The organism is Streptomyces wuyuanensis, from assembly GCF_900103455.1.
GTDB classification, from domain to species: domain Bacteria; phylum Actinomycetota; class Actinomycetes; order Streptomycetales; family Streptomycetaceae; genus Streptomyces; species Streptomyces wuyuanensis.
On sequence record NZ_FNHI01000011.1, the window covers coordinates 145,776 to 170,712 of the forward strand.

Annotated in this window: 22 protein-coding genes, 1 tRNA gene and 1 pseudogene; 13 read left to right on the top strand and 11 right to left on the bottom strand. The window is 71.0% G+C overall.

What is annotated here, in order from left to right; translation table 11 throughout:
* Positions 1-174: 174 nt before the first annotated feature.
* On the top strand, positions 175-696 hold the full coding sequence (locus BLT82_RS17795) for a YwqJ-related putative deaminase (RefSeq protein ID WP_093655923.1): 522 nt from the start codon (positions 175-177) through the stop codon (positions 694-696).
* Positions 697-706: 10 nt separating this feature from the next.
* Complete coding sequence (locus BLT82_RS17800; RefSeq protein ID WP_093655925.1) at positions 707-1,201, top strand: SUKH-3 domain-containing protein; 495 nt, start codon at positions 707-709, stop codon at positions 1,199-1,201.
* An 84-nt stretch (positions 1,202-1,285) separates the two neighbouring features.
* Here BLT82_RS17800 and BLT82_RS17805 read toward each other — a convergent pair whose 3' ends face one another.
* On the bottom strand, positions 1,286-2,632 hold the full coding sequence (locus tag BLT82_RS17805; RefSeq protein WP_093655927.1) for a sensor histidine kinase: 1,347 nt from the start codon (positions 2,630-2,632) through the stop codon (positions 1,286-1,288).
* Between the two features lie 155 nt (positions 2,633-2,787).
* Here BLT82_RS17805 and BLT82_RS17810 point away from each other — a divergent pair.
* The 7 genes and pseudogenes from BLT82_RS17810 to BLT82_RS17840 all read left to right on the top strand — a co-directional run bounded on the left by BLT82_RS17810 (position 2,788) and on the right by BLT82_RS17840 (position 8,413).
* Positions 2,788-3,646: pseudogene (locus tag BLT82_RS17810) on the top strand (hypothetical protein).
* Positions 3,647-3,673: 27 nt separating this feature from the next.
* Positions 3,674-3,749, top strand: a tRNA-Gln gene (locus BLT82_RS17815).
* Positions 3,750-3,856: 107 nt separating this feature from the next.
* Positions 3,857-5,305, top strand: a complete 1,449-nt coding sequence (glmU, locus tag BLT82_RS17820; RefSeq protein ID WP_093655929.1) for a bifunctional UDP-N-acetylglucosamine diphosphorylase/glucosamine-1-phosphate N-acetyltransferase GlmU — start codon at positions 3,857-3,859, stop codon at positions 5,303-5,305.
* 117 nt (positions 5,306-5,422) lie between these two features.
* Positions 5,423-6,397, top strand: a complete 975-nt coding sequence (locus BLT82_RS17825) for a ribose-phosphate diphosphokinase (protein WP_093655931.1) — start codon at positions 5,423-5,425, stop codon at positions 6,395-6,397.
* 183 nt (positions 6,398-6,580) lie between these two features.
* Entirely contained in the window at positions 6,581-7,186 is a 606-nt protein-coding gene (locus tag BLT82_RS17830) for a 50S ribosomal protein L25/general stress protein Ctc (protein ID WP_093655933.1), read from the top strand.
* 91 nt (positions 7,187-7,277) lie between these two features.
* A complete protein-coding gene (pth, locus tag BLT82_RS17835; protein WP_093655935.1) occupies positions 7,278-7,877 on the top strand; it encodes an aminoacyl-tRNA hydrolase in 600 nt (199 codons plus the stop codon).
* Between the two features lie 65 nt (positions 7,878-7,942).
* Positions 7,943-8,413 (top strand): hypothetical protein, encoded by a 471-nt coding sequence (locus BLT82_RS17840; RefSeq protein WP_093655937.1) that lies wholly within the window; start codon positions 7,943-7,945, stop codon positions 8,411-8,413.
* A gap of 80 nt (positions 8,414-8,493) precedes the next feature.
* On the opposite strand, the gene ppc is transcribed toward BLT82_RS17840, so the two are convergent.
* Positions 8,494-11,223 (bottom strand): phosphoenolpyruvate carboxylase, encoded by a 2,730-nt coding sequence (gene ppc / locus BLT82_RS17845; protein ID WP_093655939.1) that lies wholly within the window; start codon positions 11,221-11,223, stop codon positions 8,494-8,496.
* Between the two features lie 216 nt (positions 11,224-11,439).
* Here ppc and BLT82_RS17850 point away from each other — a divergent pair, with 216 nt between their 5' ends.
* Positions 11,440-12,420: an acyl-CoA desaturase gene (locus BLT82_RS17850; protein WP_093655941.1), complete on the top strand. Its 981-nt coding sequence runs from the start codon at positions 11,440-11,442 to the stop codon at positions 12,418-12,420.
* Positions 12,417-13,094, top strand: coding sequence for a TetR/AcrR family transcriptional regulator (locus tag BLT82_RS17855; RefSeq protein WP_093655943.1), 678 nt, complete (start codon positions 12,417-12,419; stop codon positions 13,092-13,094). The genes BLT82_RS17850 and BLT82_RS17855 overlap by 4 nt, the downstream gene beginning before the upstream one ends.
* 163 nt (positions 13,095-13,257) lie before the next feature.
* On the opposite strand, the gene BLT82_RS17860 is transcribed toward BLT82_RS17855, so the two are convergent.
* Together BLT82_RS17860 and BLT82_RS17865 are read right to left on the bottom strand one after the other, a co-directional pair.
* On the bottom strand, positions 13,258-13,620 hold the full coding sequence (locus BLT82_RS17860; RefSeq protein ID WP_093655945.1) for a VOC family protein: 363 nt from the start codon (positions 13,618-13,620) through the stop codon (positions 13,258-13,260).
* A gap of 25 nt (positions 13,621-13,645) precedes the next feature.
* Positions 13,646-14,467, bottom strand: a complete 822-nt coding sequence (locus BLT82_RS17865) for a trans-aconitate 2-methyltransferase (RefSeq protein WP_093655948.1) — start codon at positions 14,465-14,467, stop codon at positions 13,646-13,648.
* Between the two features lie 131 nt (positions 14,468-14,598).
* Between BLT82_RS17865 and BLT82_RS17870 the strand changes: the two genes are divergently transcribed.
* Complete coding sequence (locus BLT82_RS17870; RefSeq protein ID WP_093655950.1) at positions 14,599-15,096, top strand: MarR family winged helix-turn-helix transcriptional regulator; 498 nt, start codon at positions 14,599-14,601, stop codon at positions 15,094-15,096.
* Here the strand turns inward: BLT82_RS17870 and BLT82_RS17875 are convergent.
* Positions 15,055-15,834: a LuxR C-terminal-related transcriptional regulator gene (locus BLT82_RS17875; protein WP_093655952.1), complete on the bottom strand. Its 780-nt coding sequence runs from the start codon at positions 15,832-15,834 to the stop codon at positions 15,055-15,057. The two genes, BLT82_RS17870 and BLT82_RS17875, sit on opposite strands and share 42 nt — an antisense overlap.
* A 249-nt stretch (positions 15,835-16,083) precedes the next feature.
* On the opposite strand from BLT82_RS17875, the gene BLT82_RS17880 reads away from it, so the two are divergent.
* Positions 16,084-16,530 carry a GNAT family N-acetyltransferase gene (locus BLT82_RS17880; RefSeq protein WP_093655954.1) on the top strand — a complete coding sequence of 149 codons (447 nt, stop codon included), beginning with the start codon at positions 16,084-16,086 and terminating at the stop codon, positions 16,528-16,530.
* Here BLT82_RS17880 and galK read toward each other — a convergent pair.
* The 6 genes from galK to BLT82_RS17910 form a co-directional block, all read right to left on the bottom strand.
* Positions 16,496-17,755 (bottom strand): galactokinase, encoded by a 1,260-nt coding sequence (galK, locus tag BLT82_RS17885; RefSeq protein ID WP_093655956.1) that lies wholly within the window; start codon positions 17,753-17,755, stop codon positions 16,496-16,498. The genes BLT82_RS17880 and galK overlap by 35 nt on opposite strands.
* A complete protein-coding gene (gene galE, locus BLT82_RS17890; protein ID WP_093655959.1) occupies positions 17,752-18,717 on the bottom strand; it encodes a UDP-glucose 4-epimerase GalE in 966 nt (321 codons plus the stop codon). The genes galK and galE overlap by 4 nt, the downstream gene beginning before the upstream one ends.
* Complete coding sequence (gene galT, locus BLT82_RS17895; protein ID WP_093656154.1) at positions 18,714-19,796, bottom strand: galactose-1-phosphate uridylyltransferase; 1,083 nt, start codon at positions 19,794-19,796, stop codon at positions 18,714-18,716. The genes galE and galT overlap by 4 nt, the downstream gene beginning before the upstream one ends.
* 369 nt (positions 19,797-20,165) lie before the next feature.
* Positions 20,166-20,867 (bottom strand): helix-turn-helix transcriptional regulator, encoded by a 702-nt coding sequence (locus BLT82_RS17900; RefSeq protein WP_093655961.1) that lies wholly within the window; start codon positions 20,865-20,867, stop codon positions 20,166-20,168.
* 207 nt (positions 20,868-21,074) lie between these two features.
* Positions 21,075-22,979 (bottom strand): outer membrane protein assembly factor BamB family protein, encoded by a 1,905-nt coding sequence (locus tag BLT82_RS17905; RefSeq protein ID WP_208867951.1) that lies wholly within the window; start codon positions 22,977-22,979, stop codon positions 21,075-21,077.
* 79 nt (positions 22,980-23,058) lie between these two features.
* The gene (locus tag BLT82_RS17910) at positions 23,059-24,912 is read right to left on the bottom strand and encodes an outer membrane protein assembly factor BamB family protein (protein ID WP_208867954.1); all 1,854 of its coding nucleotides are present in this window, start codon (positions 24,910-24,912) and stop codon (positions 23,059-23,061) included.
* Positions 24,913-24,937: the final 25 nt, after the last annotated feature.

A 24,937-nucleotide genomic window follows, 5' to 3' on the forward strand; every position in this document is an offset into this window, starting at 1 on the left:
CGACAGCGGACACCGCCCCTCCGCTCCCGTAACGAACCGTCACCCCCGCGTGACCCTCAGCCCAACACAGCACGACACAGCTACACGTTTCAGTCACCCCGCTTCCGCACCACCCGCCCCATTTGGCAGGCTGTCCCAGCAACTCGGGGGATTGCAGGGAGGGACAACAGCACCATGCACACGGCAGCGCAACCGTCGCCGACAGCCACAGCAGGCGACCCCAGGCTCAGCTGGAGCGGGGCGGAGGCCGCAGCACGCCCGCCCGTACTCCGCTTCCGCCGCGACGGAATCCTGCCCACCGTCGCCGCCGCACTCTCCGTGCGCGGCGCAACCGTCACCTGCACCGCGGCCAAGGGCGACCAGGCCCCCACCCTCCACCCGCTCGTCCAGGACTTCCTCGACACCCTCACCAGCGGCCAGCGCGAACGCTTCACCGGCCGATGCCCCGAAGCCATCCTGCTGTCCCGGCACATCGGCGCCACCGACGCGGCACGCTCCAAGCGCGCCCAGCGCAAACCCCTCACACCCGGCGAGGCCCGCCGCTCCCTCAAGCACGCAAAACTCACCACCCGGCGCATCCGCGAGGACGGCGACCCCCTCCACGGCAGCTACGCCGCCCCCTGCCGCTCCTGCACGGCGATGCTCGCCCACTTCGGCGTACGCACCGTCGACCCCACCCAGAACCAGAACGGCTGAACGCACACACATGCCCGACCACCCCCTCAGCACCACCCGCTTCCCCGTCGCGGTCGACGCAGCACTCCGCGACGCGGGATGGCAACCGGGCCGCTGGGACATGAGGCTCGCCGAACGCTGGGCCGACACCCTCCGCGCCCACGTCTCCCCCGGCGGCCACCGCCACGCCGTCTTCCCCGCCGCCGTCGAAGCCTGGGCCGAATTCGGCGCCCTCCACATCACCCCGCCCGGCCCCGGCCGCCAGACCGCACCCACGGCCCTCCGCCTCGACCCCCTCGCGGGACTCCACCTCGCCCGCACGCTCAGCGACCTCGGCCGCGCCCTCGACACCGAGATCGCCCCCCTCGGAGAAGAAGGCGAGGCACAGGCCGTCCTCGCCATCGACACCGAAGGCCGCGTCTACAGCGTCGACCACACCGGCGACTGGTACCTCGGACCCGACCTCGACCAGGCCCTCATCACCCTCGTCAACGGCAACCAGCCCGCCCGGCTCACCACGTCCTGACCCCGGCACCGGCACCGGCACCGGCACCGGCACCACACGGGACCCTCCGCAGGGCGCCCGGCCGAAGGCGTCCCCCGCGGCCGGTCACACCGCCGGCGACTCCGCCGGCGACCCCATCGGCAGCACCGCCGACACCCGGAAACCGCCCCCGTCCGTCGGTCCCGACACGAACACCCCACCCAGCGCCGACACCCGCTCCCGCATGCCCACCAGACCGTTCCCGCCACTCGGCAGACCCGCGTCCGCCGCGCCCCGCTCCGACGGACCGTTCTCCACCTGCATCGCGATCTCCGCATCACGATGAGCGACACGCACCCACGCCCTCGCACCCGCCGCGTGCTTGTGCACGTTCGTCAGCGCCTCCTGCACGACCCGGAACGCCGTCTGCTCCACCTCCGGCCGGTACGGACGCGACTCGCCCTGCACCGAGAACTCCACCACCATCCCCGCCAGCCGCGACTGCTCCACCAGCGACCCGAGATCCGCCAGCGACGGACCCTCCCCCGCCACCTCCGCCTCGGCAGCCTCCGCAGCCGCAGCGGCCGCCGCCCCCACCGCCGCCAACGGCACCGGCTCCACGGCCGCCCGCGCCACGACCTCCTCGCCCGACCGCAGCACCCCCAGCATCTCCCGCAACTCCGTCAACGCCTGCCGGCCCATGTCCCCCACCAGCGCCGCGTTCCTCACCGCCTTCTGCGGATCCTTCAACGCCACCGCCTGCAACGCCGCCGCATGCACCACCATCAGACTCACCCGGTGCGCCACCACGTCGTGCATCTCCCGCGCGATCCGCGTCCGCTCCTCCGTACGCGCCCACTGCGCCTGCTGCTCCGCACGATCCGCCAGCAGCGACAGCTCCTGCTCCAGACTGACCGCACGCTCCCGCAGGCTCTCCATCAACCGCCGCCGCGCCCCCACGTACAGCCCCAGCAGCAACGGCGGAGCCGTCAGCCCCATCGACATCACGGTCGACACCAACGGCACGTACCAGAGCCCCGGATCGAAATCGGCCGTCGCCACGTCCTGCCGCGTCCTGACGAACGTCACGATCAGCGTCCCCAGCAACGACATCCCCGCCAGCGCCGCGATCACCCGCCGCGGCGCCTCCGAGGCGGCGAGCGTGTACAACCCGACGATCCCCATCAGGAAGCCCATCTCGGCCGGCGTGATCGCGATCGACACCAGCACCACGGCGACCGGCCAGCGCCGGCGCAGCACCAGCACCGACCCGGCGAGCAGCCCGAAGACCACCCCCACCGGCACGGGCAGCGCGGCCGTCTCCGAGAACCGCACCCCCTCCAGCGCACACTCCGCCGCGGACACGAGGCCGAGCCCCACGTCCAGCACCGCACTCCGCCGCCGCCCCCACCACAGCAGGCTCCGCGGCGACGTGTCGTCCGCAGAGTCCCGGTGTGCCCCCGTTGTGGTCATGGCTCCCAGCCTACGAAAGCGGTCGAGCGATTTTCCGGCGGCTTCCACAGCACGGAACGTGATCGAACAAGGTCACAACCCGCGACGATCGCTCGAACCGGCGAATCGACCACACCTTCGACCCGGACGTCCGCATTCCGGACCAGCCTGGGCACATGACCTCCACGACCGGCGGACACGCCGACTTCGAGGACCTCCGCCGCCAGGCGGTCGCGCTGCGCCGCGAGGGCCTCAGCCTCCGCCAGATCCGCGACCGACTCCACATCGGCAACAACGACATCCTCAACCGACGCGTGAAGGGCGAGCCGCCACCCGACTGGACCAGGCGCCCGAGGGCGAAGGACGACCTGCGGGCGAGGGCCGGGGAGCTCCGACTGCAGGGCATGACCTGCGACCGGATCCAGGTCGAGCTGGGGTGCTCGAAGAGTTCGATCTCACTGTGGGTGCGGGACCTGCCGAAGCCGCCCCGGCGCGACCCGGCCGAGCAGGCCCGCCTGGCCGGGGCGAAAGCGCTGGGAGCACGAACTCGCCGTGCGGGATGCGGAGCGCCGGCACACGAAGGCGGCGGCCAGGGACGCGGTCGGCACGCTCACCGACCGGGAGCTCTTCCTCGTCGGGGTGGCGCTCTACTGGGCGGAGGGCAGCAAGGACAAGGCCTGGGACCGCATGGAGTACCTCAAGCTCATCAACAGCGACCCTGACGTGGTCACGCTGCACCTGCGGTGGCTCGAACTGCTGGGCGTCTCTCGCGACCGCCTGCGACTTCAGATCAGCATCCACGAGAGCGCCGACCTCGAAGCCGCCCAGCAGTACTGGTCCGATCTCACCGGCGTGGCGCGCACCCAGTTCAACAAGCCCGTGGTGAAACGCCACAACCCTCGGACGGGCCGCAAGAACACGGGCGACACCTGTCGGGGCTGCGTCGCGATCTATGTAAGAGGCAGCGCCGATCTCTACCGTCGCACGGAAGGCGCTTGGTACGGCATAGTGTTGGGTGCCGGTCCGGCGACCTGACCTTATGTCCGGTTCGCTCGGAATTAATCCCCCATGGTGTAATCAGGCAGCACTACGGGTTTTGGTCCCGTCTGTTCAGGTTCGAATCCTGATGGGGGAGCCACCGGCACACGGGTCCTGACCTCACGGTCAGGACCCGCACTTATTTCACGTCTGTATGCCCCCGGTATCCTTCGGGTGTCCACCACCCGAAAGCCGAAGGGCATTCCCGTGAGCGCCAACCGCCCGGCCGCCATCGTCGTCCTTGCAGCGGGTGAAGGCACCCGCATGAAGTCGAAGACCCCCAAGGTCCTGCACGAGATCGCCGGACGCTCGCTCGTCGGGCACGTCGTGTCCGCCGCCCGTGAGCTCGAGCCCGAGCAGCTCGTCGTGGTCGTGGGACATGCGAGCGAGCAGGTCAAGGGTCATCTCGCCGCTCACTACGAAGGGACCCGCACCGCGTTCCAGGCGGAGCAGAACGGCACGGGTCATGCCGTGCGGATGGCTCTGGAGGAGCTGGGTCAGGCGCCGGACGGCACGGTCGTGGTCGTGTGCGGTGACACTCCTCTTCTTTCCGGCGAGACGCTGTCGGCGCTCGTGGGGACGCACGGCGCGGACGGCAATGCCGTGACGGTGCTGACGGCGGAGGTTCCGGACTCGACGGGGTACGGGCGGATCGTGCGGGACGCCGCCACGGGTGCGGTGACCGCGATCGTGGAGCACAAGGACGCTTCCGACGCCGAGCGGGCGATCAGGGAGATCAACTCGGGTGTCTTCGCGTTCGACGGCCGGCTGCTGGCGGACGCGCTCGGCAAGGTGCGCACGGACAACAGCCAGGGTGAGGAGTATCTGACGGACGTGCTCGGGATCCTGCGTGAGGCGGGGCACCGGGTGGGTGCGTCGGTGGCGGGTGACCACCGGGAGATCCTGGGGATCAACAACCGGGTGCAGCTGGCGGAGGCGCGCCGGCTGCTGAACCAGCGGTTGCTGGAGCGGGCGATGACGGCCGGTGTGACGGTGGTGGATCCGGTGTCGGTGCTGGTGGACGTGACGGTGACGTTCGAGCGGGACGCGGTGGTCCATCCGGGTACGCAGTTGCTGGGTGCGACGCATGTGGCGGAGGACGCCGAGGTGGGTCCGAACACGCGGCTGCGGGACACGGTGGTGGGCCGGGGGGCTCGGGTGGACAACACGGTGGCCGACGGTGCGGTGATCGGCGAGTCGGCGTCGGTGGGTCCGTACGCGTATCTGCGTCCGGGGACGAGGCTTGGTGCGAAGGCCAAGGCGGGTACGTATGTGGAGATGAAGAACGCCTCGCTGGGTGAGGGTACGAAGGTGCCGCATCTGTCGTACGTGGGTGACGCGACGATCGGTGAGTACACGAACATCGGTGCGGCTTCGGTATTCGTGAACTACGACGGTGAGGCGAAGCACCACACGACGATCGGGTCTCATTGCCGGACGGGGTCGGACAACATGTTTGTCGCTCCTGTCACAGTCGGGGACGGTGCGTACACCGCGGCGGGCTCGGTGATCACGAAGGATGTGCCTCCGGGTTCGCTGGCCGTGGCCCGCGGCCAGCAGCGGAATATCGAGGGTTGGGTGGCGCGCAAGCGTCCGGGCAGTGCGGCGGCGCAGGCGGCTCAGGCCGCGGGTGAGGCCGCGGAGCGCGAAGGCTGACCGAAAACGGGTGCGTCAATCTCGGCGTACCGTGATACGTGCACATGATTCGGCTGGCTCGCCGCACAAGGGACGGGCGGATCAGCAGCAGAGAAACACGTCTGAGGAGACAGTGCTGTGACCGGGATCAAGACGACCGGCGAGAAGAAGCTCATGCTCTTCTCCGGCCGCGCCCACCCCGAGCTGGCCGAGGAGGTCGCCCATCAGTTGGGTGTCGGCATTGTGCCGACGAAGGCCTTTGATTTCGCCAATGGTGAGATCTACGTCCGTTTCCAGGAGTCCGCGCGCGGCGCGGACTGCTTCCTGATGCAGAGCCACACGGCTCCCATCAACAAGTGGATCATGGAGCAGTTGATCATGATCGATGCTCTGAAGCGGGCTTCCGCGCGGAGCATCACGGTGATCCTGCCGTTCTACGGTTATGCGCGTCAGGACAAGAAGCACCGTGGCCGTGAGCCGATCTCGGCGCGCCTGGTGGCGGATCTGATGAAGACGGCCGGTGCGGACCGGCTCCTCACGGTGGATCTGCACACGGATCAGATCCAGGGCTTCTTCGACGGTCCGGTGGACCATCTGTTCGCGCTGCCGCTGCTGGCGGACTATGTCGGTGCGAAGGTGGACCGTTCGAAGCTGACGGTGGTGTCCCCGGACGCCGGCCGGGTGCGGGTGGCGGACCGCTGGTGCGACCGTCTGGACGCGCCGCTGGCGATCGTGCACAAGCGCCGTGACAAGGACGTGGCGAACCAGGTGACGGTCCACGAGGTCGTGGGCAATGTCGAGGGCCGGGTGTGTGTCCTGGTCGACGACATGATCGACACGGGCGGCACGATCTGCGCGGCGGCGGACGCGCTGTTCGCGCACGGTGCGGAGGACGTGATCGTGACGGCCACGCACGGTGTGCTGTCGGGTCCTGCCGCTGACCGGCTGAAGAACTCGAAGGTGAGCGAGTTCGTGTTCACGAACACGCTGCCGGACCCGAACAATCTGGAGCTGGACAAGATCACGGTCCTGTCGATCGCCCCGACGATCGCGCGTGCGGTGCGTGAGGTCTTCGAGGACGGCTCGGTGACGAGCCTGTTCGAGGAGCAGTAGTTCTGCACGGTCGATAGATCGATTTAGGCTGCGGCCTCCCTCCGGGTAGACTCATCGGGTTGCTCGGCGAGGGAGGCCGTACGCGTTTCGGTGTACGGCGGTCCGTTATCGACGCGCTCTTCGTAGCAGGCCAGTCGTGGCCGGGTGACTGTTCATGTTCGTCACCGCATACGAGGAGTGCACATGTCCGAGGTGAAGATTTCCGCGGAGCTCCGCAGCGAGTTCGGCAAGGGCGCCGCCCGGCGCATCCGTCGCGACAACAAGGTTCCCGGCGTTCTGTACGGTCACGGCTCGGACCCGATCCACGTGACGCTGCCGGGTCACGACCTGCTGATGGCGCTGCGTACCCCGAACGTCCTGCTGGCGCTGGACATCGAGGGCAAGAAGGAGCTGGCGATCCCGAAGGCGGCGCAGCGCGACCCGCTGAAGGGCTTCCTGGAGCACGTCGACCTGCTGCTGGTGAAGCGCGGCGAGAAGGTCACGGTCGAGGTTCCGGTTCAGGCCGAGGGTGAGCTGGCCCCCGGTGGCAACCTGCTGGAGCACGTCCTGAACGCGCTGCCGGTCGAGGCCGAGGCCACCCACATCCCCGAGTCCTTCGCGGTGTCCGTCGAGGGCCTGGAGGCCGGTGCCTCCGTCCACGCCAAGGACATCGAGCTGCCGAAGGGCGTCACGCTGGCCGTGGACGAGGACGCGGTCGTGCTGCAGGTTCTGGCCGCGCAGGCCGAGGAGCCGGCGGCCGAGGCCGAGGAGGCCGAGGCCCCGGCGGCCGCCGAGGGCGCGGAGGCCTGAGCCGTACGCTCTGCTTGACGGGGTGGCGGGCCGCGCGGCCCGCCACCCCGTCGGCTGTTTTCGGACTCTTTGCGGATTCGAGGAGACGTTCATGACGACGGACGACGCCGGCGCGCCGTGGCTGGTGGTGGGGCTGGGCAATCCGGGGCCGGGGTATGCGGGGAACCGCCACAACGTGGGGTTCATGGTCGCGGATCTGCTGGCGGAGCGGATGGGCGGGAAGTTCAAGCGGGCGGCCAAGGCGCAGGCTCAGGTGGTGGAGGGCCGGATCGGTCCGGCGGGTCCGGGGAGCCGGCGGGTGATTCTGGCGAAGCCGATGTCGTACATGAACCTTTCGGGTGGCCCTGTGGTGGCGCTGCGGGACTTCTACAAGGTTCCGACGGCGCATGTGGTGGCGGTGCACGACGAGCTGGACATCGATTTCGGGGTGCTGCGGCTGAAGCTGGGCGGTGGTGACAACGGGCACAACGGTCTGAAGTCGATGACGAAGGCGATGGGTTCGGACTATCACCGGGTGCGGTTCGGTATCGGGCGTCCGCCGGGGCGGATGCAGGTCGCCGATTTCGTGCTGAAGGACTTCTCCGGTGCGGAGCGCAAGGAGTTGGACTATTTCGTGGACCGGGGTGCGGATTCGGTGGAGTGTCTGGTGACGGATGGGCTGGAGCGCGCGCAGAGTGCGTACAACTCCTGACAAGCACCCCATAGCGCTGGCCAGAAGTTGACCGAGCGCGGTCGGGTGCCGAAGGATCGCGCCCCATGAAGCGGAACTCCTCCGGCCGGATGCTCGACCACGGCCGCCGTGTGTCCATGGCCGCGGTGGCGCTGCTGCTGATCGTCGCCGGCTTCTGGTCGTCCTGGGGCACGGCCCAGCACGTGCTGCTCTCCAAGGGCCGCGAGCACGGGACGCTCACCGTCGCCGACTGCGGTGAGACGACGTGTACGGGCCCGTACGACCCCGAGGGCCCGGGCGGTGCGCGTACGGGCATGGTCATCGAGCGGTCGGTGGCGGTGGCCGAGGGCGCGAAGCTCGATGTGGTGGTGAAGCCGGGCACGGACGAGGTCGTGCGGGCCGGCCGGCCCGGAGCGCTGCACGCCTGGCTGCCTCTCGGCGGTGCGCTGCTGCTCGCCGCCTGTGTGGTCGGCGGCGGACTGCGGATGACGCGGACGGCGTGGGGGACGGCCGCCGCGGGCGGGGCGCTGCTCGTGGGCGCGTTCTTCGCGCTCTGAGGGGCGGTTCCTCCGCAGCGGCACACGGGCCGGGGCCCGGGAAGGTCTCCCGGGCCCCGGCCGATGTGGTGGAGCGGGCGTCAGCCCGTGTTGCGCAGTCCGGCCGCGACGCCGTTCACCGTGAGCAGCAGTGCCCGCGACAGCAGCGGGTCCGCCGGTTCGCCGCGTTCGGCGGCGGCTCGCTGCCGGGCGAGCAGCGAGACCTGGAGGTAGGAGATCGGGTCGAGGTAGGCGTCCCTGATCGCGAAGGTCTGCTGGAGGCCCGGGTTGGAGTCGAGCAGTCGCCGGCCGCCGGTGATGCGCAGCACCTCCCGTACCGTCAGCTCGTGTTCGGTCTCGATGCCGGTGAACACGTGCTTGAGCTCGTCCGGCACGAGGGTGTCCACGTAGTGGCGGGCGATCCGCAGGTCGGTCTTGGCGAGGGTCATCTCGACGTTGGAGACGAAGTTCCGGAAGAAGTGCCACTTCTCGTACATCTCTTCCAGGACCGAGTCCGAACCCGCCTCGCGCAGGGCCCGCAGTCCGGAGCCGACGCCGAACCAGCCGGGCACGATCTGCCGGGACTGGGTCCAGCCGAACACCCAGGGGATGGCCCGCAGCCCGTCCAGGCCGGCGCCGCTGTCGGGGCGGCGGGAGGGCCGGGAGCCCAGGTGCAGCTCGGCGAGCTGGTCGACCGGGGTGGAGGCGAAGAAGTACGCCGGCAGGTCCGGGTCCTCGACGAGCTTGCGGTAGGCGGCGTGGGCGGCGTCGGAGACGATGTCCATGGCGGCGTCCCAGCGGGCGAGCGCTTCGTCGCTCTGCCGGGGCGCGGTGTGCAGGGCGGAAGCCTGGAGGGTCGCGGCGACCGTGAGCTCCAGGTTCTCCCTGGCCAGGGAGGGGATGAGGTACTTGTCGGAGATGACCTCGCCCTGCTCGGTCACCTTGATCTCGCCCTCCAGCGTGCCCCAGGGCTGGGCGAGGATGGCCTCGTGGGTGGGGCCGCCGCCGCGGCCGACGGTGCCGCCGCGGCCGTGGAAGAGCCGCAGCCGGACCCCGTAGCGGTGGGCGACGTCGCGCAGCCTCCGCTGGGCGCGGTGGATCTCCCACTGCGAGGTGGTGATGCCGCCGAACTTGGAGGAGTCGGAGTAGCCGAGCATGACCTCCTGGACGTCGCCGCGCAGGGCGACGAGCCGGCGGTAGGAGGGGTCGGCGAGCATCTCGTCGAGGATGACGTCGGCGGCCCGGAGTTCGTCGGTGGTCTCCAGCAGGGGCACGATGCCGATCCTGGCCCAGCCGGCGTGCAGGTCGACCAGCCCTGCCTCGCGGGCCAGTACGGCCGCCGCGAAGACGTCGTCCGCGCCCTGGCACATCGAGATGATGTAGGACTCGATGACCTCGGGGCCGAAGCGTTCGAAGGCTTCCTTGACCGTGTGGAAGACGCCGAGGGTCTTGGCGCCGGCGGCGTCGAGCGGCGCCGGGGTCGGGGCGAGCGGCCGGCGGGAGCGGAGCTCCTTGGCGAGCAGCCTCTGCCGGTACTCGCGCGGCATGTCGGCGTAGCGCCAGGTCTCCTCGCCGAGCCGGTCGAAGAGCTGGCCGAGGGCGTGGTGGTGGGCGTCGGCGTGCTCACGCACGTCCATGGTGGCGAGCTGGAGCCCGAAGGCCGCGAGGGTGCGGATGGTGCGGTCGAGGCGGCCGTCGGCGAACAGCCCGCCGCGGTGCTCGCGCAGCGACGTCTGGATGAGGGTGAGGTCCTGCAGCAGCTCGGCGGTGCCGAGGTAGTCGCGGCCCTTCTCGTGGGCGGTGCCCTTGGCGAGCCGCTCCCGGGTGTTGACGAGCTTCTGGCGGATGCAGGTGGCCTTGAGCCGGTAGGGCTCCTCCGCGTTCAGCCGCTTGTAGCGGGGGCTGATCTCGGGGAGGCGTTCCAGGTCGGACTGGAGGGACTCCAGCAGTTCCTCGGTGGCGCCGGCGTAGCGGATCGAGTTGGAGAGCAGCGCGCGCAGCGAGTCGACGGCCTCAAGGGCGTCGGTGATGCCGTGCTCGTGCTGGAGGATCAGGACCTCGCGGGTGACCTCGGGGGTGACGTTGGGGTTGCCGTCGCGGTCGCCGCCGATCCAGGTGCCGAAGGTGAGGGGCCGGGTGCCGGGCGGCAGCTCGACGCCGGCGCGCTCCAGCTCGGCGGCGAGGTCCTCCAGGACGTCCCCGACGGCGCCCGCGTGGAGCTCGTCGAGGTAGTAGATGGCGTTGCGGGCCTCGTCGGCGGGCTCGGGGCGCACGACGCGGAGCTCGTCGGTCTGCCAGATCAGGTCGATGCTCTCGGCGAGCCGCAGGTCGTGCCGGCGGCGGTCGGCGGGGTTGACCGGGGACTCCAGCAGCTCGGCGATGCGCCGGAGCTTGTTCAGCACGGACCGGCGGGCCGCCTCGGTGGGGTGGGCGGTGAAGACCGGCCGCACGTTGAGGTTGCGCACGGTCTCGCGCAGGTGCTCGGGGTCCGCCTCCTTGAGCATGTCGGCGGTCCGGGAGAGCAGCCCGCCCTCGGCGGCGCGGCGCTCGCGCATCTCGCGGCCGCGGTGCACCTGCTCGGTGACGTTGGCAAGATGGAAGTACGTGGAGAACGCACGCACCAGCTTCGCGGCGGTCTCCAGGTCGGTGTCCCCGAGCAGCTCCGCGGCGGCGTCGCCGTCGGACCGGGTCAGGGCGCGTACGCGTTCGACGAGGTCGAGGAGTTCGGGGCCTTCCTGCCGTACGAGGGTCTCGCCCAGCAGATCGCCCAGTCGGCGGATGTCGGAACGCAGCTCCGCGCTGGCGGATGAGGTCTGGTCGGCACTGCTCACAGGTGCGGCTCCTTGCAGTGTTTGAGCACGTCTGGAGGTTTTCCGGAGGCTTTGCGGACCGCGCTGTCCGACGTCTCCAAGGATAGGTGTCCGTTCACGCGCCGTTGTCCACCGCCCTCTTGCCGCGAGGCTTCGCGCTGCCATACTTACGACCCCGTAGGTTACGGATCCGTAGCCGGACGGTTCAGCCGCACCCTCACCCCCCAGGGGACCCCCATGACCACAAGTCCCGATGTGATCGACGACGCCCGGAATTCGTCCGCACCCGATCCCCGGTCCGCCACGCTGGGCGGCGACAGCAAGCGTTCGATCGAGCAGATCGCGCTGCTGCTGTTCATCACGGTGCCCTTCCTCGCGCTCCTGGCGGCGATCCCGCTGGCGTGGGGCTGGGGCGTGAGCTGGCTCGACCTCGGTCTGCTGGTGGCGATGTACTACATCGGCTGCCACGGCATCACGATCGGCTTCCACCGCTACTTCACGCACGGCTCCTTCAAGGCCAAGCGGCCGCTGCGGATCGCGCTCGCGGTCATGGGGTCGCTGGCCGTGGAGGGTCCTCTGGTGCGCTGGGTGGCCGACCACCGCAAGCACCACAAGTTCTCCGATGCCGAGGGCGACCCGCATTCGCCGTGGCGTTTCGGCGAGACGCTCCCGGCGCTGATGAAGGGCCTGTGGTGGGCCCACATCGGCTGGATGTTCGACGAGGAGCAGACCCCGCAGCAGAAGTACGCACCGGACCTGATCAAGGATCCGGCGATCCGGGCGATCTCCCGCCAGTTCGTGTTCTGGACGATCGTGTCGCTGGCGATTCCGCCGCTGGTCGGCGGTCTGGTGACGATGTCGTGGTGGGGCGCGTTCACCGCGTTCTTCTGGGGCTCGCTGGTCCGGGTCGCGCTGCTGCACCACGTGACGTGGTCGATCAACTCGATCTGCCACGCGGTCGGCAAGCGCCCGTTCAAGTCGCGCGACCGCTCGGGCAACGTGTGGTGGCTCGCGGTGCTGTCCTGCGGTGAGTCGTGGCACAACCTGCACCACGCCGATCCGACGAGCGCCCGGCACGGCGTCGAGCGCGGCCAGATCGACTCCAGCGCGCGGCTGATCCGCTGGTTCGAGAAGGCGGGCTGGGCGTACGACGTGCGCTGGCCGAGTGCGGACCGGATTGCCGCCCGGCGCCGGGAGGAAGCCGCGGAGGCGGCATGATTGAGGGCGTGGCGATCGACGGCAGCAGTACCAGCAGCAGTGACAAGCCCCGGCGCGGGCGCAGGGTCCGGATGACCGGGGCGGAGCGCCGCCAGCAGCTGCTCGACATCGGTCGCACGCTTTTCGCGGCGAAGGGCTTCGAGGGTACGTCGGTGGAGGAGATCGCGGCGAAGGCCGGGGTGTCCAAGCCGGTGGTGTACGAGCACTTCGGCGGCAAGGAGGGCCTGTACGCGGTCGTCGTGGACCGGGAGATGCGCCAGCTCCTGGACATGGTCACGGGGGCGCTGACCGCGGGGCATCCGAGGGAGCTGCTGGAGCAGGCGGCGTTCGCGCTGCTGGACTACATCGAGTCGTACACGGACGGTTTCCGCATCCTGGTCCGTGATTCGCCGGTCGCGCAGTCCACGGGCACGTTCGCGTCGCTGATCAGCGACATCGCGACGCAGGTCGAGGACATCCTGGGGCTGGAGTTCAAGGCCCGCGGTTTCGACCCGAAACTGGCGCCGCTGTACGCGCAGGCGCTGGTGGGGATGGTGGCGCTGACCGGTCAGTGGTGGCTGGACGTCCGCAAGCCGAAGAAGGCGGAGGTCGCGGCGCATCTGGTGAATCTGGCCTGGCACGGGCTGGACGGGCTGGAGCAGAAGCCGCGGCTGATAGGGCACCGCAAGAGCTGAGCGGGTGCCGCGTCCGGCCGGCGGCAGGCCGGCGGGCACACGCGGAACGGCGCACACGGCACACGGCCCGGGTGCCGCAGGGGGCACGAGCACGTACCGCGTCCGGCCGGCGTCCGGTCGCCCGCTCGTCGCGGGAGGGACGCCGGCCGGACGGCCGGGCCGGTCATCCCGCCGGTTCCAGGAACTCCAGCCGGTTGCCCACCGGATCTCTCGAGAAGAAGCGGCGGTGCCCGGGCAGGTCCTCGTCCCAGACGACCTCGGCGCCGTGGGCCCGCAGGCGCTCGGCGAACGCCTCGATGCCGGTCACCCGCAGCCCGGGGTGCGCCTTGCGCGCGGGCCGGAATCCGGGGTCGACGCCGAGGTGCAGCTGAACATCGCCGGCCCGGAACCAGCAGCCGCCGCGGACGGCGAGCGACGGCGGCTTGGCGATCTCGGTCATCCCCAGGGCACCCGCGTAGTACGCCCGCAGCGCCTCTTCGGAACCGGCGGGCACGGCGAGCTGCACGTGATCGAGAGCGGTCAGCATGCGGATTCGTCCTCTCCCGCCGGCCCTACAGCGGCTTGCGGGCCACGGCGAAGATGCGGCGGAACGGGAAGACCGTTCCGTGCGGTCCGGGTGGATAGGCCTTGCGGAGAAGATCGCGGTACTGCGAGAGGAACTCGTCGGCGGCCTCCTCGTCCCCTTCGAGCGTGGTGAGGACCGGGCGCAGCGCGGTGCCTTTGACCCAGTCCAGGACGGGGTCCTCGCCGGTGAGCAGCTGGAGGTAGGTCGTCTCCCAGGTGTCCGCGGCGCAGCCGAGGTCGGCGAGCCGGAGCAGGTAGTCGGCCGGGTCCAGTACGTGGACGAAGCGGCGGCCCTGGTCGGCGAGGCGGTCGCGCCACTGCGGGGTGTCGCAGAGTTCGCCGAGCAGCGCGTGGCTGGGCGAGGTGAAGTTGCCGGGCACCTGGAAGGCGAGGGTGCCGCCGGGTGTGAGGCCGTCGATCCAGGTGGCGAAGGATTCGGGGTGGTTCGGCACCCACTGGAGCGCGGCGTTGGAGACGATGAGGTCGTAGGGCTCGTCGGGGGTCCAGTGCGCGGCGTCGGCGGGGCGGAAGTCGATCCAGCCCCCGCCGGCGGTGGTGCCCGCGTACTCCTTCTCGGCGCGGGCGAGCATCTCGGGTGAGAGGTCGAATCCGGTGATCCGTGCGTCCGGCCAGCGGTCGGCGAGGAGCACGGTGACGTTGCCGGGGCCGCAGCCGAGGTCGGCGATGCGGGGCGGGCGGCTTCCGTGGGGCAGTTCGGGTATGCGGCCGAGAAGATCAAGGAATGGGCGGGTTCGGTGGCCCGAGTGACGGAGGTACTGCTGTGGATCCCAGGTTGGAACGGAATGCATGTTCGATCCCCCTTGCTGGAACGTTCGCCGGAACCGGAACAGGGCTCCGGCCCGACCATGCCCAATAGTCCATCCAAATATATCTTGACGTCAAGAGACTTCACGTCGACAGACCCTCTACACTGATCGTCATGGAGGACGAGGTCGACCGACTGGTCGCTGCCTGGCGCCGCGAGCGCCCCGACCTCGACGTGGAGCCGCTCGAGGTGCTCAGCCGCGTCTCCAGACTCGCGCGCCATCTCGACCGCGCGCGCAGGATCGCCTTCGCCGAGCACAATCTGGAGCCCTGGGAGTTCGACGTCCTGACGTCGCTGCGGCGCGCGGGCGCGCCCTATCAGCTCTCCCCCGGCCAGCTGCTCACCCAGACCCTGGTCACCTCGGGCACGATGACCAACCGCATCGACCGGCTCGCCAAGAAGGGCCTGGTCGAGCGGCTCCCCGACCCAAGCGACCGCCGCGGCGTGCTGGTGCGGCTCACCGCCGAGGGGCGGGACCGCGCCGACCAGGCACTCGCCGGACTGCTCGCCCAGGAACGCGCGATCCTGGCCGAGCTGTCCCGTACGCAGCGCGGCGAACTCGCCGGGCTGCTACGCCAGTTGACCGCCCCGTTCGACAACATCCCCGGCTGAGGAAGCGAGTTCCGCGGGGCCCACCCCGGCTCGACGGGCCAGCGCGACCGCCGCGAGGGTCGAGTGGACGCCGAGCTTCCCCAGTACGTTCTGCATATGGGTGCGCACGGTGTGCGGGGACAGGAAGAGCCGCTCCGCGACCGCCTTGCGACCCAGGCCGGCCACCATGCACCGCAGCACCTCCCGCTCGCGCGGGGTGAGGGACTCCACGAGCCGCTCGCTCTCGGTGCGGTGCTTGCGCGCGGCCGTGAGCTCCCGCAGCACGCCGGTGAGCAGCGCGGGAGGCAGATGCGTCTCGTCGCGCAGCACGCCACGGATCACGGTGAGCAGCCGCTGCAGCGAGCAGTCCTTGGCCACCCAGCCCGAGGCACCGGCCTGGAGCGCGAGCGCGGCCCGGCGCGGGTCGTCCTTCTCGGCGAGCACGACCGTGCGGACGGCGGGCCGTGCCGTACGGACCGCGGCGACCAGGGAGATCCCGTCGACGAAGCCGTCGCCGTAGTCGGGGACGGCACGCGCGACCACGGGGCCGCCCGGTGCCGTCGCGATCCCCAGATCTGCGTCGACCAGCATCACGTCGAATCTGCGCCCCTCGGCCGCCGCGCGCTCGAGGCAGCGCAGAGCGGCCGGGCCACTGCCCGCCGCGGCGACCTCGACGTCCGGCTCGGCGGCGAGTGCCGCGGCGAGGGACTCGGCGAAGATTCGGTGGTCGTCCACGACGAGGACCCGGATACGAACCACAGACACCCCCAGGCTGCGTTTTCCGGCGGAGGTCATGCATCGACGGGTACGGCGCCCGGTATAAGAGAGTGGGCCGTCACGGCCGCCGCCGCGATTGACCGCTACCCCGCCCCGGGCGTCGTACCCGACTGTCTCGCCCCCTGATCAGCACCGGCCCCCACCGGTGCACGTGCATCAGAGTACGGCCGGCGGCCGTGAGGGGAAGGGCATTTGCAGAACTGGTTGGACGCCGTGTTTAGGGTGTGCCGCATGTTTCGTTTTGAGACAGAAGTCGACAAAGAACGCCTCGGCCTGCTCGGTGAGAGGCTCGAGGCCGCCAACGCCCAGCGCTCACCGGCGATGCGCGCCCTGGCGGTGAGCACGCACAAGGACGAAGTCCCCCTGCAGGTCTGGGTGGTGGACGAGTCGACCGGCGAACTGGCCGCGGGCCTGACGGGCCGCACCTGGGCGCGTTGGCTCCATGTCGACCTGCTCTGGGTCGACGCCCGGCACCGCGGCGCGGGCCTCGGCTCCCAGCTCCTGGCCGCGGCCGAACGCGAGGCCCGCCTCGGCCGCGGCTGCTCCTGGTCCCGCCTGGAGACGTGGGACTTCCAGGCACCCGGCTTCTACCGGAAGCACGGATACGAGATCGTCGGCCGGGTGCCCGACTACCCGCCGGGCGTCACGGAGTACCTCCTGGCGAAGCATCTCGGCTGAGCCGGCGGGCGCCGGCGGAGGGGACGGCGGGGAAGAGCCGGGGCGCCGTGCGGCCCTGGGCCGCGAAGGCGTCCAGGACCGCTTTGGCCACCGTGTCCCCGTCCGCGGACTCGACGAGGACGATCGCCGAGCCGCCGAAGCCGCCGCCGGTCATCCGGGCGCCCAGGGCACCCGCGGCGTTCGCGGACGAGACCACGAGGTCCAACTCCGGGCAGGAGACGCGCAGATCGTCGCGGAGCGAGACGTGGCCCTCGGTGAGCACCGGGCCGACCCCGCGGACGTCGCCCGCGTCGAGCAGCGCGATCGTCCGCTCCACGCGATGGTTGTCGGTCACGACGTGGCGGACGTAGCGGCGGATCCGGTCGTACGGAGTGCCGCCGGACGCGGCTCCGGCGGCTCCGGCGGCTCCGGCGGCTCCGGCGGCTCCGGCGGCTCCGGCGGCTCCGGCGGCTCCGGCGGCCAAACGCCCGAGGGCATCGGGCAGTTGCGCGTACTCCACTTCGCGCAGCGTGCGCACCCCCAGCGCCCGCGCACCCGCCTCGCACCCGGCGCGCCGCTCCGCGTACGCGCCGTCCCCGAGTGCGTGCTTCACGCGCGTGTCGACGACGAGCAGCCGCAGGCCCTGGGCGGCGAGGTCGAACGGGACCTGCCGGCGCCCGAGGTCACGGGTGTCGAGGTGCAGCGCATGGCCCTCGACGCAGCAGGCCGACGCCATCTGGTCCATGATCCCGCACGGCACCCCGACGAAGGCGTTCTCGGCACGCTGCGCCAGCCGCGCCAGTTCCTCGCGCGGCAGACCGAGTCCGTACAGCTCGCTCAGCGCCAGTGCCGTGACCACTTCCAGGGCCGCCGAGGACGACAGCCCGGCGCCGGTCGGCACGGTCGAGGAGAGATGGAGGTCCACGCCGGTGACGGGGTGCCCCGCGTCCCGCAACGCCCAGACGACGCCCGCCGGGTACGCCGCCCAGCCGGCGCCCGAGCGGGGCGCGAGCGAGTCCACGGCCAGCTCGAACACCCCCTGGCCGGTGTCGGCCGAGTGGACCCGCAGCACCCCGTCGGTGCGGCGCGCCACCGCCGCGACCGCGGTGTGCGGCAGCGCGAGCGGCATGACGAAGCCGTCGTTGAAGTCCGTGTACTCGCCGATCAGGTTGACCCTGCCCGGGGCGGCCCAGACGCCCTCCGGCTCGTATCCGTACAGCTCCCGGAACCGCTCGGCGACGCTCATGCGCCGGCCCGCCGGGCGCGGGCGAAGTCCCAGGCGTCGGCGACGATCCCGGCGAGGTCCGGCCGCGACGGGGCCCAGCCGAGCCGTTCCTGTGCGGTGGCGGCGGAGGCCACGAGCACGGCCGGGTCGCCGGCGCGGCGCGCGGCCACGGTCTCCGGGACCGGATGGCCCGTGACCTTGCGGACGGTCTCGACGACCTCGCGGACCGAGAAGCCGTTGCCGTTGCCGAGGTTGCAGATCAGATGCTCTCCTGGGGTGATCGCGTCCATGGCGAGCAGATGGGCCTCGGCGAGGTCGGCGACATGGATGTAGTCCCGCACGCAGGTGCCGTCCGGTGTCGGGTAGTCGTCGCCGAAGACGGAGATCGTCTCGCGGGTGCCGAGCGCCACCTGGAGGACCAGCGGGATGAGGTGCGACTCGGGGTCGTGCCGCTCGCCGCAGTCGCCGTACGCGCCGGCGACGTTGAAGTACCGCAGGGACGCCGCGGCCAGCCCGTGCGCGGCGCACTCGCCGCCGATCATGTGGTCGACGGCGAGTTTCGTCGCACCGTACGGGCTGGTCGGCGCGGTCGGGTCGGACTCGGTGATCGGTGTGGAGACCGGCTCGCCGTAGGCGGCCGCCGTGGAGGAGAAGACCAGCCGGCCGACCCCCGCGGAGCGCATCGCGGCGAGCAGCGCCATCGTCCCGCCGACGTTGTTCTCCCAGTACCTGCCGGGCTGTGCGACCGATTCGCCGACCTGCGAGAACGCGGCGAAGTGCAGGACGCCGTCGTACGAGGGCACCACATGGCGGGCGGCGTCCTGGACCCGGCCCTCGACGAAGGCGGCGCCTTCCGGCACGGCCTCGCGGAAGCCCGTGGACAGATCGTCGAGGACGGTGACCTCGTGCCCCGCCTCCAGCAGGTGCGCGGCAACCACGCTGCCGACATAGCCGGCTCCGCCCGTCACCAGGTACTTGCTCACTCGCTCGCCACCTCTCGCAGTCGCCGGGCCGCCTCCTCCGGCGGCACATCGTTGATGAACACGCTCATGCCGGACTCGGAACCGGCGAGGAACTTCAGCTTTCCGGAAGTCCGGCGAATGGTGAAAAGCTCGAGGTGCAGCGCGAAGTCCTCGCGCTCGCCACGCTCGCCACGCTCGTCACGCGTGCCGCCGTCGTGCGCGCCGCCGTTGAACGGTGCCTGGTGCCAGGCGGCGATGTACGGCGTCGGCGGCTGATCCGCACCGAAGATCCGGTCGAAGCGTCTCAAGAGTTCCAGGTAGACCTGTGGGAACTCTGTGCGCGCCTCCTCGTCGAGCGCCCGCAGGTCGGGCACCCGGCGGCGCGGGTAGAGGTGCACCTCGTAGGGCCAGTGCGCCGCGTACGGCACGAAGGCGACCCAGTGCTCGCCGGCCAGGACGACCCGAGCGGACTCCAGCTCGCTCGCGACGATGTCGTCGAAGAGGTTGCGGCCGGTGGCGGCGCGGTGTGCGGCGACGGAGCGCTGCATCAGGGCGGTCCGGGGGGTAACGAAGGGATACGCGTAGATCTGGCCGTGCGGATGTCCGAGCGTGACGCCGATCTCCGTGCCGCGGTTCTCGAAGCAGAACACTTGCTTGACCTGCGGACGCTCGGCCAGCTCGGCGGTGCGGTCGGTCCAGGCGTCCAGCACGAGCGCGGCCTGCTCCTCGGTGAGCGCGGCGAAGGAGGCGTCGTGGTCGGGGGTGAAGCAGACGACCTCGCAGCGGCCGTTGTCGCCCGTGAGGGAGGGGAAGCGGTTCTCGAACACGACGACGTCGTAGTCGCTGTCCGGGATCTCGCTGAGTCGCCCCTCGCGGGACGGGCAGAGGGGGCATTCGCCGACGGGCGGGTGGTAGGTCCGGCCCTGTCGGTGCGAGGCGACGGCGACGGCGTCACCGAGGAGCGGGTCGTGCCGGATCTCCGACGTGGTGGCGGTCGCCTCCAGCGGCCTGCGGTCGACGGCGTCGCGGACGACGTCGTCGCGGGAGTCGTAGTAGAGCAGCTCCCGGCCGTCGGCGAGCCTGGTGACCGTCTTCTTCACGCGGAGCGCCTCCGTGACTCCCACCCACACCAAACATAACCGCACACAACAAATCATGAGCCAACAGGGCCGTCAACAGCGAGGTGAGCGGTTTCGTTGGACTGACGTGGTGGCCCTGCGCGGGCAAGCCAGAAGCGGGCTGGGCCTGCCGGACGTCTCCCGGCAGGCCCGGCCCGTGGGGGTGGAAGGTCCGGAGGACCCCGGGGGCGAATCGCGCGCCTTGCCCAAGGCCGCGCGACCCGAACGCCACACAGGCGCGGCACACGAACACCTGCAACCCGAAGCGGCGCGCGGCCCGAAGCGCCGCCGGCCCGAACGCCGCGCGGCGCGCGAGTGCCGTGCGGCGCCCGGCGCGAGTGCCGTGCGCTCTCAGTCGGCGTCGCGGTCCGGAGCCGGGAGTGGCGGGTGGTTCGCCGCGTGGTCGAGGAGGCCCGTGCGCGCCGCGAGGGCCGCGGCCTCCAGCCTGGAGCCGACGCCCAGTTTCATCAGCACCCGCTGGACGTGTGTGCGGGCGGTACTGGGGGCGATGCCCATGCCCGCCGCGATGAGCCGGGTGTCCTCGCCTTCGGCGACACGGACGAGCACCTCCACCTCGCGGGGTGTGAGCATGCGCAACAGGCGCCTGCCCTCGTCGTCCGGCTGCGCCGCCGGGTTGAGGAGGTCGGTGAACGCGCCCTGCAACAGCTGCGGCGCCACCGCCGCCTCGCCCGCCCGCGCCTTGGCCATCGCCCGCTCGACGCCCTCGATCCGTTCGTCGTGGCGCACATAGCCAGACGCGCCGGCCGCGAAGGCCGCCGCTATCCCGCGCGGCGACGGCACGGGGCCGAGGACCACCACGGCGACCTGCGGCCGCTCCCGCTTGATCCGCACGATGGGATCGAACGCGCCGGGCTCCGCCGGTGCCGCCGTCCCGAGCAGGCACACTTCGGGCGCCCTGCTCACCACCAGATCGGCCGCGCCTGCCGTCGGCGCCGCCGCCGCGAGCACCCGGTGCCCGCGGAGTTTCAGCGCGGAAGCCAGCGCTTCCGCCAGCAATCGGTGGTCGTCGACCACCATGAGCCGCACACCCATCGAGCAACCCCCCATACCCCTGGAGTCGGCCCCCCGCCCCCAGCACTACTGACCCGGCAAGCTACACGCTTGTTCGACGTCGCGCTGCCCTACGCATCAGAAATCCCTCGGATCGGCGAAATGCGCGCTGTTCGGGGCAAGTTGGCGAACGACGGAGGTCCCCCGCCCGGTGCCGGCGGGGGACCTCGTCACTCGAGTCCCGGTGGTTCAGTTCGTGCTCAGGGAGAGCACCAGGTACTCCTGTCGCGAAGTCGATCCGCTCCGCTTGCTGAGCATCGTCTCGGACATGAACAGCCGTCCGTTGGTGTAAAGGATCTCCGAGTAGTCCTCGCTGAAGCCGGACTCCGCCTCGCGCACCGCCTCGTCGGACGGGATCTCCAGCAGCACCGTCTGCTTGAAGGTTCCGCCGTCGATGCTGACGATCTGGCCGCCCTTGTCGTACGGAGGCCGCTTGTACGCGATGATGTTGCCGCCGTCCATGCGCAGCGGCGAGATCGTGTACCGGTCTCCGGCCTCCGCCTTCTCGGCGGTCGGCTTGCCCGTGGTCAGGTCGAACGACACGATCTCGTTGGTGTCGCCGTACTCCCCGGCGCCCTCGTGCTCCTCGGTGGGCAGATAGAGGCGGTTGTCGCCGACGGCGACGTGCCGGCAGGTCTCGACCTCGGTGGAGCCGCAGCGCGCGGCGAACCGGTCCGCGTCGGCCGAGATCTTGACCTTCAGCTTGCCGGTCTTCTCGTCGACGACGAAGAAGTCCGAGATGCCGCTGCCGTCCCCGGCCGTGTCGCCCACGTCGGCGGCGACCACGAGGGGCTTGGTGGACACGATGCTCGCGTACTCCACGCCCGTGGGCATCTTGAACGAGGAGACCGGCGCGCCGGTCTGCGCGTTCAGGGACTGGATGACGACGTACTGGCTTCCGTAGGCGCCGCACTTGCGGGCGGCGACGAGGGCGGGACCGCCGCCGTAGCCCATGTCGTAGCAGTTCTCGGCGTTGACCTGGGGCTTCCACCGGACCGCACCGGTGGCGAGGTCGAAGGCCGCACCGCCGTCGGTGCCGCCCGCGGCGACGGTGCCGCCGCTGAGGGTGACCTCGTTGAAGCGGGCCTTCTCGTCGCCCGATCCCGTGGCCGACTTGCTCCACAGCAGCTTGCCGGTGCTGAGGTCGATCGCGCCGACCTCGCTGCACTTCTCGTAGTTCCGCGGGGGCTTGCGCTTGGCGGGCTCGAAGGCGATGGCCGTCTTGTGGTCCGCCGTCGCGTGGCGGGACGCGGCGCACACCTGACCGGGAAGCGGAAGGGTCCACTTCACCGTGCCCGTGGCGAGGTCGTAGCCGACGACGGAGTTGATGCCGGTCTTGACGTACAGCGAGTCCGTGACCCACGAACCGCTCACGTCGGTGACGTCGGTGACCTTCGGCTGCGGCAGCTGGAAGGCCACCTTGGCCGCCGGGTTGGAGGGCGCCTTCTCCTTGCCGCCGCCGAGGGCCTTCTCCTTGCCGCCGTCCGCGCCCTGGCTGGAGCCCTTGGCGTTGTCGTCCTTGCCGTCGTCGCCCTTGGTGGCGGCGAACCAGACGCCCGCACCGATGATCAGCACCACGGCGACGACCGCGGCGATGATGATCTGGGCCTGGGTGCTCAGCTTCTTGCCGCCGCCCGGGCCGCCGGGCTGCTGACCGTACTGCGGCGGCACGGGCTGCCCCGGGTAGCCGTAGCCGTAGGGCTGCTGGCCCATCGGCTGCGTCGGCTGGCCGGGCGGGGTCTGGGGGTAGCCGTAACCTGCGGGCTGGCCGGGCGGGGTCTGCGGATAGCCGTAGCCGGGCTGCTGGCCCGGCGGGGTCTGCGGATAGCCGTAGCCGGGCTGCTGCGGCGGCGGGGTGGGCGCACCGAAGCCGCCCGGAGCGGGGGTCCCCCCGGCGACGCCGGGAGGATCCTGCGGCGCGCCGAAGCCGCCCTGCGGGGGCTGGCCCGGCGACTGGTTCGGCTGCTGCGGCGGCTGGTTCGGGGACTGACCCGGCTGCTGCTGCGGCGGCTGCTCACCAGGCTGGTTCGGCTGCTGCGGCTGCGGTTGCGGCTGCTCGCCAGGCTGGTTCGGGGGCTGGGGTGGTTGCGTCATGCCTGCATACCTCTGGGGGGATGTGAGAAGGAAACGAGTCGTTCCGGTGGTCCGGTTCGGGGCGTCCGGCCGGACGCGGTCACTTCCCGAAGGCCATCATCGTCTTGGTCTCCTTCTCCTCCTCGTCGTTGCTCGCGCTGACCCGGCCGCTCGCGATGACGAACCGGCCGTCGTGGTAGGCGAGCTTGGGGCTCCAGAAGGTGCGCTCGATCGAGGACGTCGACGCGGGGTTCTGCAGCAGCACGGTGGGCTTGCCGCCGGTCGGCGCGAGTGTCGCGACGGCGCCGCCCGAGTCGTACTTCGGCTCCAGGTACAGCAGGACGTTCGAGCCCTCCATGCGGAGGGGGATCATCATCTGCTCGGCGGGGGCGTCCGCACGCCACTTGCGCTTGCCGGTGTTGAGGTCGAACGCCACGACGGCGTTGGTACGGGCCGTGCCGCCTTCCTTGGGCTCCGTCGCCATGTAGAAGGTGTTGGCGTCGGCGGCGACGCCGACACAGCCCTCGAGGATCTCACCGAAGACGACGAAGCCGCCACCGCAGCGCGGCTGGTAGCGGTCCGTGCCGCCGTCGATCTGCGAGCGCAGCGTGCCGTTGGCGTTGAGCGCGACGACGCTCCACTTCTTCTGGTCGGGCTGCGACATCGAGACGACCAGGGGGCTGACCGAATAGACCTTGTCCACCTGCCAGTTGACCGGGAGCTTGTACGTCCACCTGGCCTTGCCGGTGGTCGGGTCGAGCTCCTGGAGCTGCTCCTGGGTCTTGTCGTAGTCGCCGGTCCGGCACGTCTCGGCGGCGATCAGCTTCGGGCCGCCGGCGAACGCCTGCGGCTGGCAGTTCCCCGGCAGCTTGCCGAAGAGCGGTGAGCCGTCGCTGATCCGGAACGCCTCGCCGTTGCCCGTGCGGGCGGCGGTCACGGTGTTGCCGCTGATCGCCAGGGTGAGGCTGGACAGCAGGTCGAAGGCGCCCTTCTTGGTGATCGTCTTCTTCCAGCCGGCCTTGCCGGTCTTGAGGTCGACGAGCTGCAGCTGGGTGCAGTTGGCCTTGTTGCTCGTCCCGTCCTTGTAGGCGATGACGAGCTTGCCGTCGTCGGTGCCGCGGACGGGCGCCGCGCACAGCTCGGCGGGCAGCGGCAGGCTCCACTTCTTGCTGCCGTCCCCGGCCGAGTAGCCCGCGACCTCCTTGTACATGCCCTTGACGACGATGTCGCCGGCGAACCACGGGCCGTACACCTCGGCGCCGTTGCGCGGCAGGTCGACGTCGTTCTTGGCCAGCCAGAGCACCTTGGACTCGCCGTCCTTGCGGCCGGCGTTGAGGTCGTCCACCTCCTTGCGTCCGGTGCCGCTGCCGTCGCCCTGGTCCACCGACTCGGAGCCGGTCGGCTGCGGGCCGCTGGTCTGCGTGGCGTCGGGCCTGGGGTCGTCCTCACCACCGCTGAGCGCGAACCAGGTGCCGCCGCCGATGACGAGGAGCGCCGCCACGGCCGCGCCGATGATCGCGGCGGGCTTGCCCTTGAAGAAGTTGCCGCTGCCACCGCCCGGAGGGGGCGGGACGGGCGCGCCCGGGTACTGAGGCTGGGTGGGGTGGGCGCCGTACGGGCCGGGCTGCTGGGCGTAGGGACCGGGCTGGCCGTACGGGCCGGGCTGCTGGGCGTACGGACCGGGCTGGCCGTACGGGCCCGGCTGACCGGGAGCCTGCTGCGGGTAGCCGTACCCCGGCTGCGGAGCCGTCTGCGGGTAGCCGTACCCGGGCTGCGCGTCCTGCGGCGGGCCGGCGGGCTGCGCCGGAGGGGTCTGCGGCGGTACCGGCGGTGCCTGCGGCGGCGTGGGCGGCATCTGCGGCGGCTGCGCGGGCTGCTGGGGAGTGCCCTGCTGAGGCTCCTGCGGAGACCCGGAGCCTCCCTGCGGCGGTTGCTGGCTGGGCGGCTGAGTCATCAGCTCTTCCCCCTTCGTGCGGCCC

Bases quoted from the DNA above. Each gene is read 5' to 3' on its own strand.
- BLT82_RS17795 (WP_093655923.1), top strand. From the start codon at position 175: ATGCACACGGCAGCGCAACCGTCGCCGACAGCCACAGCAGGCGACCCC.
- BLT82_RS17800 (WP_093655925.1), top strand. From the start codon at position 707: ATGCCCGACCACCCCCTCAGCACCACCCGCTTCCCCGTCGCGGTCGAC.
- BLT82_RS17805 (WP_093655927.1), bottom strand. From the start codon at position 2,632: ATGACCACAACGGGGGCACACCGGGACTCTGCGGACGACACGTCGCCG.
- BLT82_RS17830 (WP_093655933.1), top strand. From the start codon at position 6,581: ATGTCCGAGGTGAAGATTTCCGCGGAGCTCCGCAGCGAGTTCGGCAAG.
- pth (WP_093655935.1), top strand. From the start codon at position 7,278: ATGACGACGGACGACGCCGGCGCGCCGTGGCTGGTGGTGGGGCTGGGC.
- BLT82_RS17840 (WP_093655937.1), top strand. From the start codon at position 7,943: ATGAAGCGGAACTCCTCCGGCCGGATGCTCGACCACGGCCGCCGTGTG.
- BLT82_RS17850 (WP_093655941.1), top strand. From the start codon at position 11,440: ATGACCACAAGTCCCGATGTGATCGACGACGCCCGGAATTCGTCCGCA.
- BLT82_RS17855 (WP_093655943.1), top strand. From the start codon at position 12,417: ATGATTGAGGGCGTGGCGATCGACGGCAGCAGTACCAGCAGCAGTGAC.
- BLT82_RS17860 (WP_093655945.1), bottom strand. From the start codon at position 13,620: ATGCTGACCGCTCTCGATCACGTGCAGCTCGCCGTGCCCGCCGGTTCC.
- BLT82_RS17865 (WP_093655948.1), bottom strand. From the start codon at position 14,467: ATGCATTCCGTTCCAACCTGGGATCCACAGCAGTACCTCCGTCACTCG.
- BLT82_RS17870 (WP_093655950.1), top strand. From the start codon at position 14,599: ATGGAGGACGAGGTCGACCGACTGGTCGCTGCCTGGCGCCGCGAGCGC.
- BLT82_RS17880 (WP_093655954.1), top strand. From the start codon at position 16,084: ATGTTTCGTTTTGAGACAGAAGTCGACAAAGAACGCCTCGGCCTGCTC.
- galK (WP_093655956.1), bottom strand. From the start codon at position 17,755: ATGAGCGTCGCCGAGCGGTTCCGGGAGCTGTACGGATACGAGCCGGAG.
- BLT82_RS17900 (WP_093655961.1), bottom strand. From the start codon at position 20,867: ATGGGTGTGCGGCTCATGGTGGTCGACGACCACCGATTGCTGGCGGAA.
- BLT82_RS17905 (WP_208867951.1), bottom strand. From the start codon at position 22,979: ATGACGCAACCACCCCAGCCCCCGAACCAGCCTGGCGAGCAGCCGCAA.
- BLT82_RS17910 (WP_208867954.1), bottom strand. From the start codon at position 24,912: ATGACTCAGCCGCCCAGCCAGCAACCGCCGCAGGGAGGCTCCGGGTCT.